The sequence below is a fragment of the Mycobacterium sp. ML4 genome (genome assembly GCF_054515735.1).
Genome location: NZ_JBTNSY010000008.1, coordinates 60,996 through 78,470, shown reverse-complemented (window position 1 = coordinate 78,470; position 17,475 = coordinate 60,996). Strand labels below are relative to the sequence as shown.

Here is a 17,475-nt window from a genome sequence, read left to right as displayed (position 1 = left end):
ACGACTCGGCGTCGGTCAGCAGTACTGGTAGTCGATGTGCCAGCGGCCGTTGACATAGTCGGCGACGAAGTGGCCGCCCAGTCGCGGATCGGAGTCTTTGATGTTCCCCGAACCTCCGGCGCCGGGCGTGAACCCGGGCGGATCCCATGTGACGGATTGCGGATTTGCCTGCAGCTCGGGCGTGCACCCCGCCTGCTTGGACAGGTAACCGTCAAGGATCCGGCGTTCCGCGGTGGCCTGATCGGCACCGTCGGGCGCGGGATCTGCCGGACACAGATAGCTCGCTCCGCAGAAGTTCTCGTGCGCGGTGACGAGCGCGATATCGGTCGCCGGCACCGACGCGATTGCACCGCCGATCACCATTGCCGTAACAACCAATGCTGCTATGCGCGCGTGCCCTGCCATTCAGCGGACCCTCACGATCTCCTCGCCGGAGGTGTAACACAACGGAATATTCGAACCAATCACACTTTCCATGAGAAATATGCCGAATGGCTCGACCTCGTAGTAATAGTGTACGTTCCCGAATGCATCGACCGTGGTGGCGCAGGAGCGCCCCGGCGCCCCGCAACGCTGCTTGATCGGCATAGCCAACGCCACCAGCAACATCAGTGCCGAGACTCCGATCACCAGTGGCTTTGTCATGGAAATGCGAACCTCGCTTCGCCACGGATGCACCCACGGCAGTGTAGGCGACGTGCGGTGCTGGAAGGCCCGTCACCGCAGGCAGGGAGCGACAGAGTCGGCCCGCTTGCTGCGGCGTGCGGCGCTCGCCAGTAGGTTGCTCAGCTATGGCTACCCCGAGCCCGGAAGCTGCGCCGTTGGCGCCCACGGAGTCGCACACGCGCCTCGAGGTCCTCGGCAACGTCGGTCCCAACTGGTTCGCCTCGGTCATGGGCACCGGGATCGTCGCGATCGCCGGTGCCACCTTGCCCGTGCACGTGCCCGGGTTGCGCGGGTTCACTCACGGTGTCTGGGTGCTGGCCGCGGTCCTGTTGGCAGTGTTGATTGTCCTGGTCGGAGGCCATTGGCTGCGCAATCCGCGCGTCGCACGCACCCATGCCCGCAACCCGCAGATGGCTCACTTCTACGGTGCGGCGCCGATGGCGATGATGACGGTCGGTGCCGGAGCGGTCCTGGTCAGCGGGGACCTGATCGGCGAGCGCATCGCCGTCGACCTGGACTGGGTGTTGTGGACGGCAGGCACCGTCGGCGGTCTGTTCACCGCCGTCAGCATTCCCTTCCTGATGTTCACCCAGCTGCACGTTGAACCCGACGCGGCGTTCGGCGGATGGCTGATGCCGGTGGTGCCGCCGATGGTCTCCGCGGCGACGGGCGCGCTGTTGCTGCCTCATCTGCCGCCGGGCACCGGCCGCGAGACCATGCTGTACGGCTGCTACGCGATGTTCGGGCTGTCGCTTCTCGCCTCGTTCAACATCATCGCGATGATCTGGAGCAGGCTGGTGCTGTACGGCACCTCCGGCTCGGCGCGGGTGCCCACATTGTGGATCGTGCTAGGCCCGCTGGGTCAATCCATCACCGCCGCAGGGCTTCTCGCGACAGCGGCGTCGACCGGTGCGGTCGACCGCCAACTCGCGACGGCCATGAACGACTTCGCCATCATCTTCGGGGTGCCGGTCTGGGGTTTTGCGGTGCTCTGGATCGCACTTGCCACTTCGCTTACCGTGCGTACGTTGCGCCGCGGCATGCCCTTCGCGCTGACGTGGTGGAGTCTGACATTTCCGGTCGGCACGTTCGTCACCGGAACCTCGCAGCTGGCCGTGCACACCCACCTTCCCGCTTTCAAGGTAGCGGGCCTCGTGGCCTATTTCGGCTTGTTGCTGACCTGGATTCTGGTGACCGTCCGTACCGCGCGCGGAAGCGTGCGCGGCAACCTGCTGACACTCCCGCCAAGCTCGGATCCGGTCAGGGCAAGCAAAGACCGAGGTGACCGCCCCGAGAGGCTCTAAACACGGCGCAGTCGTCTCCGGCGGGTGGATGTCGCCCAGGTGATCGTTGCGAAAGCGATTGCACCGCAAGCCAGGTAGAGCCAGCTGACCGGAGTCTGCGAATCCTCGGGCAGCGCACCGACGATCGCCATGGCGGCTGTGATGATGAGATAGCCGCCGGCACTGACCAGGCCACCGACCAGGCCGAGGTTCCGTGCGAACAGGCCCAACGCCTCGCCGTACATCTGCGGGCAGAGGCACCCGCACCCCGCCAGCGCCAAGCCGAAACCGACGGTGATCGCCCACAGGTTATTTCCCACCAGCAATCCCGATGCCAGTAGCACGACGGTGCCTGCCGCGAACACGGCCAGAGCCGTCATGGCGAGCCGCCGGGCAGGAATGCGTCCAGCAAACAGGCCGCAGGCCAGTTCGCCGGCCAGGTTCGCCGCTCCGACGATCAACGCCATCAACCCGTAGGCCGCGGGTGAAAGCCCCAGATTCTGCTGGTACAGAAAAGGTCCGACCACCCCGAAAGCCAGTTGCGCCGAGGCGATGACGCCGAACGCCACCACGAAGCACACAAACACCGGATTGCTCAGCGTGTCGACTACCGCGCGGGCCGTGGCCGACGTCCTTATGGGCGAACGATATTGCGGCGCAAGAGTTTCCGGTAACGCCGTCAACACGATGAGCGCGGCGACGGCGCCGATACCGGCGATGCCGGCGAACACCATCCGCCAGGACAGGTATTGCACCAGCACACCCCCGGCCGGGGGCGCCAGCACCGGTGCCAACCCCCACGCGGTGCCCAGCAGACCCGCCACCCGGGTTAATCGGCCGCCGGCAAAGCAGTCGGCGGCCACCGCATAGGACACCACCATGCAGGCACTGGCGGCCGCTCCCTGTACGAATCTCGCGGCCAGCAGCACATGCACCGAGCCTGCCAGCGCGCACACCACGCCGGTGGCGACGACGATGGCCAGGCAAGCGGCCAGCACCGGCTTGCGGCCCCGGGCGTCGGCGACGATGCCCACCGGAAGGAAGGCCACGGCCATCCCGAGTATGTACGCCGTGACCGTGTTCTGGATCGCCTCGGTCGTCGTGTGCAGATCGTCGGCCATCTGCGGCAGCGCCGGAGTGTAGAGATCCAGCGGAATCTGGCTCAGCGGCACCACGAACAACAGAATCGGGATGAGACGGCGCGGCGGCGGTTCGCCCACAGGTCCGGATCATTGCATGTCCGGACGCGCCCGCACCCCGTTTCGCGGGTGAGTGCACCCATTCAATGCGAAGATTGCTGCCCGTGACGGGAAATTGGGGCACACTGCTGACGGCTCTCATTCCGCTGGCACTGGTCATCGCGGTCTCACCGCTGACGATCATCCCGGCGGTCCTTGTCTTGCACGCGCCACGGCCCCGGCCGACGGGCCTGGCGTTCCTGGGCGGCTGGGTGCTGGGGCTCTGCGTCCTGACCGGGATCTTCGTGACAGCGTCGGGCGCGATGGCCGGCCTGCACAAGTCGCCGCCGGCCTGGGCGTCCTGGCTGCGCGTGGTGCTGGGCTCGGTGCTGATCCTGTTCGGCATCTACCGGTGGTTCAGCCGGCATCGGGAGTCCGAGGCCCCGCGGTGGATGCGGGCGTTCGACACCATCACCCCTAAGCGGGCGGCGGTGACGGCGGCGGTGCTGACGGTGTTGCGGCCGGAAGTTTCGCTGCTGTGCGTCGCGGCCGGGTTGGCCATCGGAACAAACGGACTCGGCCCGGTGGGCAGATGGGTAGCCGGAGGAGTGTTCGTCGCGATTTCGGCGTCCACCGTCGCGATCCCGATCCTGGCCTATGTGGCTGCCGGTGACCGTCTTGACGAACCGCTGGAGCGGCTCAAGGAATGGATGCAGAAGAACCACGCGGCGATGTTGGCCGCCGTCCTGGTGCTGATCGGCTTGATGGTGCTCTACAACGGACTCAGCGCCCTCACGTGACACTTCCGGACACCCGGCGTCCCGCCGCCGTCACCGCGGCCGCAAGCCTGGCGTTGGTGGCGGGTGGGCTGCGCTGACCCCGGCTGTCACCGTCGACCGGGCTTGGCGACGGCCACCACGGTGACCCCTAACGCGATGGCGCCCACCACGACCAGTGGGTGCCACCACTGCGCCCCAAGCCAATAAGCGTTCGCCCCCACCCAGCCGGGACGGGTCGCGTCGCCGAACAGCCAGCGCCGCGCTACCGGCGTGGCCAGCGAAAGGACGGCGCCAACAAGTGTTATCGACAACAGGGCGAACGGTAGCCGGCTGGAGAACTGCCACGTTCCCAATACGACGAGGTAGCCGCCGATGCCGGCCGTAACGAGTCCGATGGCTCCCAGCGTCGTCGCCGACGCGATCGCGGCCGCCACGCCGAGCACGAGCAGCGCGGCACCGGCAATCAGGGTCCATTTGGCCACCCCCCGGGTCAGCGAGACCACCCGGTATCCGCCAAGCGCCAGCGTCCGCACCGTCGCCAACGGTGGTTTGACGACGCCCGGCAGTTGCCGGATCGAGCCGGCCGCCGCGGACGCCGTCGCGGCCGCCTTGGACACCGTATGTGCCATCAGCGGCGAACCCCTGTCACTGGCAAGAGTTTCCGCCGCAACCGGATCATCGTTCAGCAGAGCGTACTTCGCGGGTCCCGGATGCGCGGCCAGCACCTTCTTGGCCCATGCCCGCGACGTGGACGGACTCCAGTCGGGCCGTTCGCCAGGCTTGGGGTCGAGCACTGCGCCGGCCAGCTCGTCCAGTTCTTCGTCGAGAACTCGCTGCTGCCACGCCTGTGCCAACCACATCGATGTCGCCGGCAGGCTCGGCGGTAGCGGTGCCGACGCATCGTCGAGGAAGGCCAGTTCGGCCAGCACCATGTCTTCGGTCAACCGGCCCGAATCGCCCCCGGCGCCGGGCAGCCGATAGCCGGCCTTGGGAAAGTCGGCCGCGCCAAGCGCTTTGAGGCGGTTGAGGAACCACCGGGCGCCGGACGAGCCGGCGTCCCGGCGCGGCTCAACGTCGCCGCCACTGCTCGCTGGGCTTCGCTGATCCACGATCCACCGCACCCGTCGCGGGTCGAGCAGCGCATGGACCAGCCAGCCGGCGCCGTCCAGCCGGCCCCACATCCAGTCGTTGGCCCGCCACGACCGCTTGTAGAAAGCGCCGAAGTGATGGAACTGCATGCCGGTGAGCTTCTCCTGCGCGATCTGCCAGTCCGGAGCAAGCAGGGTGCGGGTATCGCCGCTGACCTGAACGAGTTCCACGGACTGTTCGATGTCCGCTTCCGCCGGCAGCATCGCCCGCTGGGCGGCGGCCAGGTCGAACAGCTTCAGCGCGACGCCCTCCGCGTCCGCCTGCCGCCCCAGATACGTGAGATAGGTGCGCAGTGGTTCCGCCGCTGCGCCATCGGCCGACGAGCCGTCGGATGCCAGCCTGTCCAGTTTTCGCAGGCTGCCGGAAAGCGCGTCACCGAGCTTGCTCCAGACCTCCGCGGGCACCGAGGATTGCTGTAGATAATCGGCGGCGATCAACGCGGCCGCATTCTTCAACGATCCCTGCCGCACAGTGGAATTGGCACAGACCACGCGCACCAACTCGCCCGGGTCGACCGGTGACGGCGGTGGGCAGGCCGCATGGATCTTCCTGGTGAGTTCGGCAAGGTCGGCGACATCGGCATCGGTCCGGGCTACCCGGTATGCCGCACGGACGATGGCCAGCGCACAACTCTTGGCGAGGTCGTAGCCGGGCCGGCCGTACCGGGCCAGGTCGGTTGCTCCATGCGGCAGCACCTGATTCGGGGGCATGGCCCAGCGACTGAGGATGGATGCGATGATCTGGCGCCGACATACCCGGTCGGAGTCACCCCCGACGGCGATTTCGGGTTCCCAGTTCGTGGGAATGCTCGCGGCTTCGGCGACCGGCGCGTCGGATGCCGGTGGCCAGGTACCGAGTTGACGCATCAGCGCATCGGTGAGCAGCTGCGCGTGTCGGGTGGCCTCCCGGTTCGCATAGTCGGACAGCAGGGCGGCGCTCAACAGTCGCGTACCCGCCGGCAGGACCGCCGCGAGTTCGGCCAGCCGCAGCTTGGTGTCGGTGCGCGCTTGCATGCGGTCCTGATGGGCCCGGATGGCACGCAGATCGGCCGCAATCGACTGGGTGGTGATGGCGGCCAGATCTTTCAGAAGTCCGTCGATGAGTCCCAGTGGCTTGTCGACGTCATCTGGTGCGGGTTCGGTCAGCAGGTCCGGTGCCGGGCCGGCCGAGGGCACGACGAACAGGAGCACCCGCCGCACCGGACGACGGGCGGGGCGATCGAAGATGCGCTTGAGCAGCACGTCGATCGGGCGGTTGTCGAGCAGTCCGCCGTCGGCGACCCAGTGCGGCCGGGTGATGTTGGTGAACGCTGACATCGCCGGTCGCGCGGGCACCCTGCCCTTGGCGGGCGTGGGGTGTGCGAAGGGCAGGAACGACGGCTCGAACGCGATCGGGAACGACGCCGAACTACGCGCGGCCAGTGCCAGGGCCGGGTCGGTGCCCGGCGTTGCCAGGTCGGTCTCGGTGAAGGTGAACAACCCACGCCGGTCGACATCCTGGACGAGGGTGCCGAACGAGTCGGTGAACCGGCCGGCCTCCCCGGTCAGCAGCGTGGTCGTGACATACAGCGTGGTGGACGGGACACGCGCGCCGCCGGGGAAGTCGGTCGGTGGAAACGGTCCCGTCGCCAGCTTCGGGATCTGACGCGCCAGTGCGGCGAACATCCGTTCGTCGCCGTACAGCAGCGACGGGGTGTAATTGTCGCGCGGGTCGCGCAGCAGATCGGTCAGCGCTCCGAGGTCGAGCCAGAGCTCGCGCAAGCCACCCAGGTCGGAACCCGAAACCCGCGAAGACGCCAGTAGCGCCGCGTTGATGCCTCCCGCGCTCGTCCCGGACAGGATGTCCACGTCGACGATGACGTCGAGCAGATCGATCAGGCTCGCGTAAAGCCGTAACGATGCGGCCGACTCCTTACTCAGTCGGTTGTCGGCGGGGAACCCGCCACCTGCCCGCCGCCACTGCGACGCCTGGGCGAGCAGGTTGATCTCGCGCGCCACGCCCGCCATCCAGATCGCCAGGCTCACCCCGCCGGTCATAGTGGTGGCGAGTCGCAACTCCTGCGTCAACTCCGTCACCGGTGACGGTCTGTCGAATGCCATTGGCGCACCCCCTCGACCTACATCGGGAGAACCCGGCTCTTCGTTTCAGTCTGCGCCCGGCTACCCGTCCCGGCGAAGCAATGCCTCACCATCCCGGCTTTCGCGGTTTCGTGATTAGCTTGGCATTACGGTCGTGCATCCCCGTTGGCGCGGCTCTAATGTTTTTGCTGGCGATAAACCCGGACTTTCGCTGAGGGGAGCGGAGTGCAAGGTACGACATTCGGCCGCTACCAGTTCCTCGAATTGCTGGGCCGCGGCGGTATGGGCGAGGTGTGGCGCGCCTACGACACCGAGACCCAGCGTGTCGTCGCCGTGAAGGTCCTGCCTGCCAACCTCGCCAACGACCCGACGTTCGAACAACGGTTTCGCCGGGAGGCGCTGGCGGCGGCCGGGCTCAACGACCCGCACGTGGTGCCGATCCATCACTTCGGCGAAATCGAAGGCCGCCTGTACGTCGACATGCGTCTCGTCGTCGGCCGCGACTTGCAGGCGATCATCGCCGAGGGCCCCCTCGACCCCGAACGTGCCGTCAGCATCATCGAGCAGATCGCCTCGGCGCTGCGCGCCGCTCATCGGATCGGACTGGTACACCGCGACGTCAAACCGTCCAACATCTTGGTCACCGAAGACGATTTCGCCTATCTGATCGACTTCGGAATCGCCCGCGCGGCGGGAGATTCGCACATGACCGGGACCGGCAACGTGATCGGTACCTGGGCCTACATGGCACCGGAACGGGTGACCACCGGCCAGACCGACCCCAGCGGTGACACCTACGCGCTGGGGTGTGTCCTGCATGAATGCCTGACCGGCAGCCAACCGTTCCCGGGCGCCAGCCTGGAGCAACAAATCGGCGGGCATCTGAGCCTGCCGCCGCCGCGACCGTCCACCATTCGGCGGGGCATTCCCGAAGAACTCGACAATGTCATCGCCACCGCGATGGCCAAGACTCCTCAACAGCGCTATGCGACCGTGACCGACATGGCCGCGGCCGCCCGCGACGCCGTCACCGGCACCCGGCCCATTCCGCTGCGCCGGCCCGAGCCCGTTCAGCAACGAACCCAACTGGCACCCCCGCCCAAGCACGCGCCGGGCCCCCCGCCCGGCCCACCCCCGCCACGTCAGCACCCGCCGATGCGCGGTGGCAGCGGGTACGGCGACCCGATACCGCGGCGCCCGCCCCCTGACCCGCCTCAGCGCCGCCCCGGCCCGGAGCCCAACCAGTACCGTCCGCCCTCCGACCCGAAACTGCATCGGCCGGCGCCCCCGGAGCCGAGCCCGCAGCGGCCCGCGACCGACCCCACCCAACGTCGTCCCAACCTCGACCCGAATCAGCATCGCTCCGCCAATGAAGACGCCACTCGGTACCGGGCCCCCAGCGAGCCGCAATTACCGGCCGCCCGGTTGTCAGCGGCGTCCGCGGAGACCCCGTCCGCCAAACCCGGCAAGAAACGCCGCACCCCTTTGATACTGGCGGGCGTCGGCGCGGTGCTGGTCGTCATCGCCGTCGTCGCCGGCATCGCGTTGAGCAACGACGGCAAGAGCCGCGACAGCGAAGGCGCCCAGCATGCGGGCACCGCGCAGCCTCCGGCTGCGGCCGGCAACGGCGGTCCGTTCACCGGCACCTACACCGCGGACTTCGGTCCGAAGCTGTCCCTGGCCGGAACCGAGGTGCCCAATTCCGAACCGCCGGCTCAGGAGACCTGGGTACTGCGGTCGGTATGCACCGGAAATAACGGCAGCGGCTGCGTGGCGACGGCCCAGCGCACCGACGGGCCCTACAACCACATCCCGAAGCTGGTCTTCGACGACGTCCGCGGACGCTGGATAGCAGTGGCACTCGAAGGCGGCAAATGCAACGACAAGTCGATCGAGAAATGGAACTACGTCTGGCTGCAACGGCACTCAGAGGGCACCATGACCGGGGAATGGATATCGGACTCCCTGGACTGCTACAGCAAGCGGTCGGTGACCTTCACCCGGGTCGGTGACGCGGACCTTCCCAGCCTGCCGAACCCGGCTGACCAGCCGGCCCGCCAGACGTCTGCCGCGGAGGCGCTGCACGGCTTCTATCACCTGGTCACCACCTACACCGGCCCCAGCGCGCCGAAGCCGCAGGAAGCGGACTACAACGTGGACACCATCTGCCTGCGCACCGGTGACCGCTGTCTGAGTCGGTTCGTCCGCAACGGCACCAGCGCTACCCAACTGCTGCTGTTCGCCAACAACGTCTGGACGCGAGACGACGAGTACGACGCGTCATGCCCGGCGGGCGGGACCTCGCACGTCAGGATCAAGGGCACTTTTCCCTTGCCGGAACCGCAACAGGACCCGATCCTCGTGCTCACCGGCAGCGGCACCAAGGACGAGTCGGGAAGCGCCTGCAAAGGCGGCCCCTACGACATGACGTTCAACCGCACCGGAGGCTGAAGCCACGGTCGCAGTTTTGGAACACCGGCTGCGCGGGTAGGCACCGGTATGTCCAACCCAGGAATAACAGACCGGCGATCGGCCGAAGCGCAGACGCCGGAACGGGGTACACCGCAGGAGACGCCGGAACGTCTGACGCCGGCTGAGACACCGGAACGCCTGACGCCGACCGAATCACCGGAGCGGCTGCAACCGCAAGACCAGCCGGAGCGGTGGGCCCCGGCTTAATCGAATGGAGGCCAGGAATGCGCGCTGAGGAAGGCGACGAAAGTGTCAAGGACTACGCCGCCGAGGGCGAGCAGACGCTGAGCAGGATCAAAGAAATGCGAAGCGCGGGGAACCCGGTGGCCCGCATCGGCAGGCGGCTGCGCAAGCTGCTGCCCGGCGCTGCGAAGGCGTGACGATCCGGGGCACCCAAGAGTTGACCTGTAATGGGTCATGCAGCGCCAATCGGCTTGAGGGCTGGTTGTTTTCGGCTGTTCCCGCGACGTCCAGGCGTGCTTGGTCTGTTCGGGGTTGTGCCGGGTGCTGCTTGTTCGGCGGGGGCCACCGGGTGGTGGCGGCCGGTCCTGGCCAGTCCTTCATCGGGTGATGGTGGTGGTTGGTGCCGGTTGACTGAACCCTCCCGCTCTGTGAGGCCAGCCCATCGCGCAGGGTGTGGGCAGGTCGGTAATCGACGCGCGCGGTGCGTGGATCGTCGGGATTGGTGAATTCGACGCAGGCGGCCAAGGCGGCCGAGACGATGTCGCGGTCACCACGCAGTCCGCCACGCCCGGCAATGGTGGGTGCGTTGGTCGAGGGTCTTGGGGACCCGCGTTCCGCATAGGCAATGCTGGCTCATCGCGGTGGGCCGCGTGCCGGCCCGGTACAACCGGCCGCCGCTGGCTGCGCATTCAGCGGACAGGGCGGCGACAAGCATGCCGGGGCTGAACAAGCCGATCCGCTTGCCCCACAACCGCGCCCAGGTGCATATGCGGCAGTCTTCAACGGTGATGGTGTTGCCGTGGGCGGCGACGATTCTGGCGGCGATCTGAGCGGCGCGACCCTGCTTGGCGTGACTGGTGGAGCGCGTGTCGGCGGCGTGATCACACCGGGTGCGGTGATAGCGCTGTGAGAGTTTGTCGTGGCGGTAGGCGCGTAGCGGCACCCCGTCGGCGCGAGCGCGGCGCGGGCCGCCCGGATTGCTGACCTGCCGGGTGGGCAGCACAGCCTCGGCGCGGCGATCCGCCCGTTTCTGCTGCCGCGCTGAGGGACTGTACTGGTCGGCATTGGTGTTGCGTCGCGACCGGTCCAGGGCTCGCTGACGTGCCCGCGCCCGTTGGGCCGCGCGGGCGGCGGTTTCCTGTTGTTGTGCGGTGCAGCTGATCTGGTCGGTAGCCAGCTGCTCGGGATGCCCTTCGGGGAACGAGGCCAGCGCCAGGTTCGACACGTTCGCATCCACCCCGGCGCGACGATTCATCGGTATCTGGGCACGCGCACCCGAGTCGCATCGGATGCGTATCCGGCCTGGTGAACCAGTAGGTGCGCGTAGTAGCGCCACCCGCCGGGGGCTTTACGGTCACGCACGCGCACCAGGTCGATCTTGTGCCACATTGCCGGGTCAGCCAGGAAATGGGTCCGGTGCGCCCACTGGCCCGCGCCCTGCGGTAGCCGCACCGGCAGCACCATGTCTCCACCGGGCAGGCCGGTGAACACCACCGCCAGCGCCCCGTCGTGATCGGCCCACGAGCGGCTGGCAGGCCGCACCGGAGCTGGCATCCGGGCCGGCTGGGTCAGTATGGAGGTAGCGCCCGGTTGGCCGGCCGCCTCCCGCACGTGGATCGACTCCGGCAGCTGCGGGTGCCGATAGGCCCTTAGGTGCCCGTCCAGCGTGCCGGCCAGCCGGTAGGTTTCCCATGTGGGTGCGGCCTTGGAATGTGAGCGCGCCCGGCCGGGAGTGCGGGTGAAATCCCACCACGAACCGACCCGCGGCGGCCCGTGCCGGCGCCCCGAGGAATCGGCGAACAGATGCCGGTCGATCGTCTCCCACACCTCGCCGGCCACATGCAAGCCAACCGCTTTGGTGAGGTGATCGCGCATCCACCCGCTGGCCTCAATAGGGGCTTTCGCCGCGGCCTCGATGCCTGTGCGTGTCAACCCCAGCCGCTCACGCAGCGCCTCTGGATCAGCCGCGCGCTCGCGATGAGCGGCCCAATACGCTCGGCACCGAGCCGCGGCGTCGCGTTGCAGCGCCCGCCGCAGCCCAAACACCGCCTCCCACTTGCCGCTGCAGGCGTCGGCGCATCCGTTCATCGGACACCTCAAGTTGCAGGCGGATCACCGATACCGGCCCCCCGTAGCTGAGATTCGGGACCTTCGACTTGCCCCGTCGCCGCGGCGCCACCACGTCACCGCTGATCGCGGCGGTGGTGTCGGTGACCGCAGCTGCCATGAAAACCATGCAATCACACGCCACCGACACCGAGCCGCTAGCGCGCCGCTACCGAACCTGGCTGCCGCTCACCGGCATCACCGCCCACCAGTTCGGCAGTGTGCTCACACAGATCACCCGACAGATCCCCCCGGCTCCTGGCCGCCCCTGACGGCTCCCACTGCCCGTCCGGCTGCTACCGGTACTGATCCATTTGCGCACCAACCTGACCACCCATGCGCTGGCCGCGCTGTTCGCCACCAGCCAATCCTCGGTGGACCGGATCATCCATCATCTGATGCCGGTACTGGCCAGCACACTGCGGCCCGCACCCGACAACAACGACCACCCGTGGATCATCGACGGCACCCTGATCCCGGTGCATGATCAGGCGATCACCGCCGTCAGCAAGAACTACCGCCGCAGCATCAACACCCAGATCATCATCTGCGCGCACCGGCGCCGCGTGCTCGTCGCCGGCCGATGCCGCCCCGGTAACCGCAACGACGTCATCGTGGCTCGCCACACCGTGGCCGGACTGCTCGACGGCCGGGTCGTCCCCGGTGACAGCCGACACCGTGGCATCACCACCACCACCGGTCCGCGCCGCGGACCCGACGGCCGTACCGTCCACGACGACCACGACCGAGCCCACCGGCCAATCCGCGCCCGCGTCGAGCACGTCATCGCCAGAACCAAAGATTGGCGAATCCTTCGGCAATGCCGCCGCCGCGGCGACGCCATCAACCACAGCCTCCACATCATCACCGGACTCTGGAACCTCAAAACCCACAGACAATTACGGGTCACCCCTTAGCGCGGACCGGGATGTGCCGCTTCGCGCTGCGCCACCGCCGTCGGCAGCATTGACGCCGGAATCGCTGTCACAACGACGAGGGCCGCCGCGATCAGGAACACCTCGGCGTAAGCGCGCGGTGGTTGATCGGTACCGAGCCTGCTGGTCAGAATCACCGACAACGTCGTAGCACCGATCGCTGCGGCAGTGTGGTGGTTGACGTTGAACAAGGCGGAACCGTGCGACACTTCGTCCGGGCTGAGCCCGTGCACGGCTGTCCAGGCCACCGGAATCATCAGGCAACCACTGCCGATGCCGAATACCGCGAGTCCGACCGACAGGGTCGGCAGCTGTGGGCGGTGGATGCCGAAGACGAAAAGCGCCAGGCCGGCGACCATCAACACCGTCCCGGTCAGCACGACCCCACGCGGTCCGCGCCGATCCATCACCCGCCCCACGACCGGCATCACCACCGCGGCGCCCAATGTCTGGGGGAGCAGCAACATGCCGGATTGCAACGGCGTCTTTCGCATTACCTGCTGAAAGTAGGCAGGGAACAGCAGGCAGCATCCGAAGAAGGCGACGGCGAACAGGAATCTGGTCGCGTTAGCCGCCGCGATCTCTCGTTTCTGGAGTAGCCGCAGATCGATCACGGCGCGACCGTCGCGGCGCAGTGCGTGGGCAACGAAGGCGACGATCATCACCACTCCGGTGACGCAGGGCAACCAGACCCGGGCGTCGGTGACTCCGCAGCGATCCGGCAGCCGTGACACGCCGTACAGCAACAGCACCAGCCCCGGCGACAACAGCGCCACACCGACGGCGTCGAGTGATTCCGTGGGCCCCGAATCGTCTTCGGGGAGAATGAATTTCACCAACAACAGCACGATTGACCCGATCGGCACGTTGATCAGGAAAATCCACGGCCAGCCGTAGGAGTCGATCAGCCAGCCACCCAGCAGGGGACCACAAACAGGGGCCAGCAACACCGGGATGATGCTGATGGTCAGCACCCGGCTGAGTCGCTCGGGACCGGCCGCGCGCACCAGCACGATTAGCTGCAGCGGCATGAGCATTCCGCCCCCGAGACCCTGCAACGCCCGAAATGCCACCAGCAGAATGATGTTCGGTGCCAATGCGCACAGCAGTGAGCCGAGCGTGAACAACAGCACCGACGCGCTGACCAGACGCTTGGTCCCCCATCGGTCGGCCGCCCAACCGGTCAGCGGGATGACGCCGGCCAGTGACAGCGTGTAGGCGGTCACGGTCCAGGCGACGACGGCCTGGGTGGCAGAAAACTGGTCGGCGAAAGTGCGTTGGGCCACGTTGACGACCGTGGTGTCGAGGGTGGCCATCACCGGCAGCAGCATGCACACCCCGGTGATCATCAAAAGTTCGGAATCCGGCCGGCGGCCGGCATCTGGCATGTCGGAGAACGTCCCGCGTGCCGGCCGATCCATCTGGCGGCCCATCGTGACACTGTAACCACCCGGCGAGGCGGTGTTCCAAGGATCCATCAAGGATCCGCGGAGAGCAGCGCCGGACTCTGGCTTCATGTTCGTCAGCAATGTCCGGGACGCGCGTCCATTTTTGGCCGCGGACCTGTCCGAGATCCATCTCCTGGTCGACCGGGTCAATACCGGCATCTCGTCAGTGAGCCTGGCCCATGCCACCGTCGCCCCAGGCGCCGAGACTGTGTGGCATCGGCTACAAGACACCGACGAGATCTATTTCGTGCTGTCCGGATGTGGACTGATGTCGGTGGGCGACGAATGTCGTGAAGTGGGATCCGGTGACGCCGTGTGGGTTCCGGCCGGCGTGCGGCAGCGAATTGCGAACACCGGCTCGGGCCCACTGGTCTTTCTGTGTGTCTGCGGTCCGGCCTACGTTCGGGAATGCGATCTCCCGGCGGGGGTCATGGCTGAGGTACGACGATGATCACGGTAGGCGACCATCTGGTCAGCCGGATGCATGAGGCCGGCATTTCCGTCGTAACCGGTCTGCCGACATCACGGCTCGACACGTTGTTGGTACGGCTGTCCCGCGACCGGCGTCTGCGCACCGTGCTCGCCCGCCACGAGGGGAGCGCGGGCTTCCTCGCCGACGGCTTCGCCCGAGCATCGGGCAAACCTGCGGCGGTCTTCGCGGCCGGGCCGGGTGCTACCAATGTCATCACCGCCGTGGCGAACGCGGCAGCCAATCACGTCCCGATGCTGGTGCTGACCGGAGAGGTTTCAGTCGGCGAGTTCGGTCTGCATTCGCAGCAGGACACCAGCGCCGACGGTCTGGGTCTGGGCGCGGCGTTCGGCCGTCTGTGCCGGGAATCTGTGGCGCTCGAGTCGGTTGCCAACGCACGCAACAAGATTGATCGCGCCTTTCGGGCCCTGGCGAGCGTTCCCTACGGTCCCGTGCACATCGCCCTCCCGCGCGACCTCGTTGACGAGGCCATCCCGGCCCAGCCATTGGGCGCCGACACCGCCGCTCCGGTCACGCTGGCCCCGGGCGGGTCCGATATCGCCGACGCGGTGATCAGCCGGTTGAGCGAGGCCCGTGCTCCCATGCTGCTGCTGGGCAACGGCTGTCGGTACGACGTTGTCCACCAGCAGATCATCACGTTCTGTGAGAAGGCCGGCCTGCCCTTCGCGACGACGCCCAATGGCCGCGGGGTTGTCCCCGAGACGCATCCGCTGTCGCTCGGTGTGCTGGGCCTGTTCGGTGAGGGACGCGCCGAGAACTACCTGTTCGATGCGCCATGTGATCTCCTGATCGCGGTCGGTGTGTCCTTCGACGGCTTGGTCACCCGCTCGTTCTCGTCGCGCTGGTCCGGACTGCGGGCTGATGTCATCCACATCGATCCAGATCCTCGAACCTTCGGTCGACTGGTCCCGACCACACTTGGGATTACCGCCACCGCAGGTACTTTGGTGCGGTCACTGGCCTCGGCTGAGATCGCTGCGAGTCACGCGGTGCCACTCCCGGCGCGCACGCCGATCGGCCCGCCCCGGACATCGAGCATCCACCCGCTGGAGGTGATGCGTGAGATGGACGCTCACCTCCCGCCGAACGCGACGCTGTGTACCGACTCCGGAACCTGCATTTTCTGGGCATTCCAGGGGATTCCGGTGCGCCGGCCCGGCACGTTCTTCGCCACGATCGACTTCGCCCCGATGGGGTGCGGCATCGCCGGCGCCATCGGCATAGCGCTGGCCCGCCCCGACGAACGGGTGGTCTGCATTGCCGGCGACGGTGCGTTCCTGATGCACGGTACCGAGGTCTCCACGGCTGTGGCGCAGGAGCTTCCGGTGACCTGGGTGATCTTGAACGACGGCAGGTTGAGCGCGACGATCGCTCCGGTCCGCGGGCGGATGGATCCGTCGTCCATCGCCGGCATCGGACCGACGAACCTGGCCGCCATGGCCTGTGCCCTTGGCGCAGAGGGAATCCGGGTTACCGACCGCTCGGAAGTGGCAGCCGCCCTGGATAAGGCACTCACCGCATCCGGCCCGTGCGTGCTCGACATCGTCATCGACCCGGAAATCAACAAACCAGAAATCGGAGTAGGCAAATGAGGCACATCAACAGAGAACCGGTCATTCTCGACACAACCATCCGCGACGGCAGCTACGCCGTCAACTTCCAGTTCGACGACCACGACCTGCAGACCATCGTCGGTGAACTCGACTGCGCCGGCATCCCGTACATCGAAATCGGACATGGCGTCACCATCGGTGCCGCGGCCGCGCACGGACGTGCGGCCCAGTCTGACGAGGAGTACTTCCGCGCCGGCCGTTCGGTGGTGCGTGACGCCAAACTGGGCGCCGTGATCGTTCCGGCGCTGGCGCCCATCGAACGCGTCGACCTTGCGGCTGACTACCTGGACTTCCTGCGCATGTGCGTGATCGCGACCGAACTGGAGAACTACGCGCCGTTCGTTCGGCGCGCCCAATCCAAAGGGCTCGAGGTCTCGATTCAGCTGGTGAAGTCGCATCTCTTCGCACCCCGCGTGTTGGCCGCCGCCGCCCGGCAGGCCGCCGACATGGGCGTCGCGATCGTCTACGTGGTCGACACCACCGGGACCTTCCTGCCCGAGGATGTGCGCCGTTACGTCGAGACAGTGCGTGACGCCGCCGACGTCACCGTAGGCTTCCACGGCCACAACAACCTCGGCTTGGCGGTGGCAAATACCCTGGCGGCGTTTGATGCCGGCGCCGACATCCTCGACGGAACGCTGATGGGCTTCGGCCGCGGTGCGGGGAACTGTCAGACCGAGTGCCTGGTGGCTGCGCTGCAACGACGTGGACATCTGGCAGAAATCGATCTGGACCGGATACTCGATGCCGCGCGCGCGAGCATGCTGGGCCGGGTGTCCGAGTCGTACGGCGTTGATCCATGGGAGATTTCGTTCGGCATGCACGGCCTGGACTCCCAACAGCTCGAGCACATCCGCAGGTCGGCCGGCAATGCGGAGCTGTCGGTTCCGCGGGTCATCCGGGAGATCGCGGACAAGGCCCACGGTCCCTGGCTGTCAGCGGAAGACATCGATCGGGTGGTCGCCGGAATGCGGGCGTGAACCCCTCGCGCTCCAAGAATTCGTCAAGGGACCACACAGGCCGTCGCCGGACCCTGGAACCAGCCCACCACAGTCTCGGATCGAAGGGAAGCCATAGATGCTCACTCGAGCGCAC

Annotated in this window: 16 protein-coding genes; 9 read left to right on the top strand and 7 right to left on the bottom strand. The window is 67.2% G+C overall.

What is annotated here, in order from left to right; genetic code table 11:
• Nucleotides 1-15: 15 nt before the first annotated feature.
• Both ACX9NE_RS10840 and ACX9NE_RS10835 read right to left on the bottom strand, forming a co-directional pair.
• Nucleotides 16-405 carry an integrase gene (locus tag ACX9NE_RS10840; RefSeq protein WP_459361793.1) on the bottom strand — a complete coding sequence of 130 codons (390 nt, stop codon included), beginning with the start codon at nucleotides 403-405 and terminating at the stop codon, nucleotides 16-18.
• Entirely contained in the window at nucleotides 406-645 is a 240-nt protein-coding gene (locus ACX9NE_RS10835; protein ID WP_459361794.1) for a hypothetical protein, read from the bottom strand. It abuts the gene before it with no gap.
• 146 nt (nucleotides 646-791) lie between these two features.
• Here ACX9NE_RS10835 and ACX9NE_RS10830 point away from each other — a divergent pair, with 146 nt between their 5' ends.
• Entirely contained in the window at nucleotides 792-1,970 is a 1,179-nt protein-coding gene (locus ACX9NE_RS10830) for a TDT family transporter (protein ID WP_459361795.1), read from the top strand.
• Here the strand turns inward: ACX9NE_RS10830 and ACX9NE_RS10825 are convergent.
• Nucleotides 1,967-3,169, bottom strand: coding sequence for a multidrug effflux MFS transporter (locus ACX9NE_RS10825; RefSeq protein WP_459361796.1), 1,203 nt, complete (start codon nucleotides 3,167-3,169; stop codon nucleotides 1,967-1,969). The two genes, ACX9NE_RS10830 and ACX9NE_RS10825, sit on opposite strands and share 4 nt — an antisense overlap.
• A gap of 65 nt (nucleotides 3,170-3,234) precedes the next feature.
• Between ACX9NE_RS10825 and ACX9NE_RS10820 the strand changes: the two genes are divergently transcribed.
• Nucleotides 3,235-3,927, top strand: coding sequence for a GAP family protein (locus ACX9NE_RS10820; RefSeq protein ID WP_459361797.1), 693 nt, complete (start codon nucleotides 3,235-3,237; stop codon nucleotides 3,925-3,927).
• A gap of 86 nt (nucleotides 3,928-4,013) precedes the next feature.
• Here the strand turns inward: ACX9NE_RS10820 and ACX9NE_RS10815 are convergent, their stop codons facing one another.
• Entirely contained in the window at nucleotides 4,014-7,154 is a 3,141-nt protein-coding gene (locus ACX9NE_RS10815) for a patatin-like protein (protein WP_459361798.1), read from the bottom strand.
• A gap of 204 nt (nucleotides 7,155-7,358) precedes the next feature.
• On the opposite strand from ACX9NE_RS10815, the gene ACX9NE_RS10810 reads away from it, so the two are divergent.
• On the top strand, nucleotides 7,359-9,584 hold the full coding sequence (locus tag ACX9NE_RS10810; protein WP_459361799.1) for a serine/threonine-protein kinase: 2,226 nt from the start codon (nucleotides 7,359-7,361) through the stop codon (nucleotides 9,582-9,584).
• Between the two features lie 245 nt (nucleotides 9,585-9,829).
• Entirely contained in the window at nucleotides 9,830-9,985 is a 156-nt protein-coding gene (locus ACX9NE_RS10805; RefSeq protein WP_459361800.1) for a hypothetical protein, read from the top strand.
• A 350-nt stretch (nucleotides 9,986-10,335) separates the two neighbouring features.
• Here ACX9NE_RS10805 and ACX9NE_RS10800 read toward each other — a convergent pair whose 3' ends face one another.
• Both ACX9NE_RS10800 and ACX9NE_RS10795 read right to left on the bottom strand, forming a co-directional pair.
• Nucleotides 10,336-11,013: a hypothetical protein gene (locus ACX9NE_RS10800; protein ID WP_459361801.1), complete on the bottom strand. Its 678-nt coding sequence runs from the start codon at nucleotides 11,011-11,013 to the stop codon at nucleotides 10,336-10,338.
• 26 nt (nucleotides 11,014-11,039) lie between these two features.
• Nucleotides 11,040-11,876: a hypothetical protein gene (locus tag ACX9NE_RS10795; RefSeq protein WP_459361802.1), complete on the bottom strand. Its 837-nt coding sequence runs from the start codon at nucleotides 11,874-11,876 to the stop codon at nucleotides 11,040-11,042.
• Between the two features lie 68 nt (nucleotides 11,877-11,944).
• Here ACX9NE_RS10795 and ACX9NE_RS10790 point away from each other — a divergent pair, with 68 nt between their 5' ends.
• Both ACX9NE_RS10790 and ACX9NE_RS10785 read left to right on the top strand, forming a co-directional pair.
• On the top strand, nucleotides 11,945-12,166 hold the full coding sequence (locus tag ACX9NE_RS10790; protein WP_459361803.1) for a hypothetical protein: 222 nt from the start codon (nucleotides 11,945-11,947) through the stop codon (nucleotides 12,164-12,166).
• 9 nt (nucleotides 12,167-12,175) lie between these two features.
• Entirely contained in the window at nucleotides 12,176-12,811 is a 636-nt protein-coding gene (locus tag ACX9NE_RS10785) for a transposase family protein (protein ID WP_459361903.1), read from the top strand.
• Here ACX9NE_RS10785 and ACX9NE_RS10780 read toward each other — a convergent pair.
• Nucleotides 12,808-14,262 carry a DHA2 family efflux MFS transporter permease subunit gene (locus ACX9NE_RS10780; RefSeq protein ID WP_459361804.1) on the bottom strand — a complete coding sequence of 485 codons (1,455 nt, stop codon included), beginning with the start codon at nucleotides 14,260-14,262 and terminating at the stop codon, nucleotides 12,808-12,810. The two genes, ACX9NE_RS10785 and ACX9NE_RS10780, sit on opposite strands and share 4 nt — an antisense overlap.
• 82 nt (nucleotides 14,263-14,344) lie before the next feature.
• On the opposite strand from ACX9NE_RS10780, the gene ACX9NE_RS10775 reads away from it, so the two are divergent.
• From ACX9NE_RS10775 to ACX9NE_RS10765, 3 genes are read left to right on the top strand one after another with little or no spacing between them, the layout of a single operon-like run.
• Entirely contained in the window at nucleotides 14,345-14,728 is a 384-nt protein-coding gene (locus tag ACX9NE_RS10775) for a cupin domain-containing protein (RefSeq protein ID WP_459361805.1), read from the top strand.
• A complete protein-coding gene (locus ACX9NE_RS10770; RefSeq protein ID WP_459361905.1) occupies nucleotides 14,728-16,359 on the top strand; it encodes a thiamine pyrophosphate-binding protein in 1,632 nt (543 codons plus the stop codon). Before ACX9NE_RS10775 ends, ACX9NE_RS10770 begins: the two co-directional genes overlap by 1 nt.
• Nucleotides 16,356-17,360, top strand: coding sequence for a 4-hydroxy-2-oxovalerate aldolase (locus ACX9NE_RS10765; RefSeq protein WP_459361806.1), 1,005 nt, complete (start codon nucleotides 16,356-16,358; stop codon nucleotides 17,358-17,360). Before ACX9NE_RS10770 ends, ACX9NE_RS10765 begins: the two co-directional genes overlap by 4 nt.
• Nucleotides 17,361-17,475 lie beyond the last annotated feature (115 nt).

Coding starts and splice junctions, on each gene's coding strand:
- ACX9NE_RS10840 (WP_459361793.1), bottom strand. CDS start 405: ATGGCAGGGCACGCGCGCATAGCAGCATTGGTTGTTACGGCAATGGTG.
- ACX9NE_RS10835 (WP_459361794.1), bottom strand. CDS start 645: ATGACAAAGCCACTGGTGATCGGAGTCTCGGCACTGATGTTGCTGGTG.
- ACX9NE_RS10830 (WP_459361795.1), top strand. CDS start 792: ATGGCTACCCCGAGCCCGGAAGCTGCGCCGTTGGCGCCCACGGAGTCG.
- ACX9NE_RS10820 (WP_459361797.1), top strand. CDS start 3,235: ATGCGAAGATTGCTGCCCGTGACGGGAAATTGGGGCACACTGCTGACG.
- ACX9NE_RS10815 (WP_459361798.1), bottom strand. CDS start 7,154: ATGGCATTCGACAGACCGTCACCGGTGACGGAGTTGACGCAGGAGTTG.
- ACX9NE_RS10805 (WP_459361800.1), top strand. CDS start 9,830: ATGCGCGCTGAGGAAGGCGACGAAAGTGTCAAGGACTACGCCGCCGAG.
- ACX9NE_RS10795 (WP_459361802.1), bottom strand. CDS start 11,876: ATGAACGGATGCGCCGACGCCTGCAGCGGCAAGTGGGAGGCGGTGTTT.
- ACX9NE_RS10780 (WP_459361804.1), bottom strand. CDS start 14,262: ATGGGCCGCCAGATGGATCGGCCGGCACGCGGGACGTTCTCCGACATG.
- ACX9NE_RS10775 (WP_459361805.1), top strand. CDS start 14,345: ATGTTCGTCAGCAATGTCCGGGACGCGCGTCCATTTTTGGCCGCGGAC.
- ACX9NE_RS10765 (WP_459361806.1), top strand. CDS start 16,356: ATGAGGCACATCAACAGAGAACCGGTCATTCTCGACACAACCATCCGC.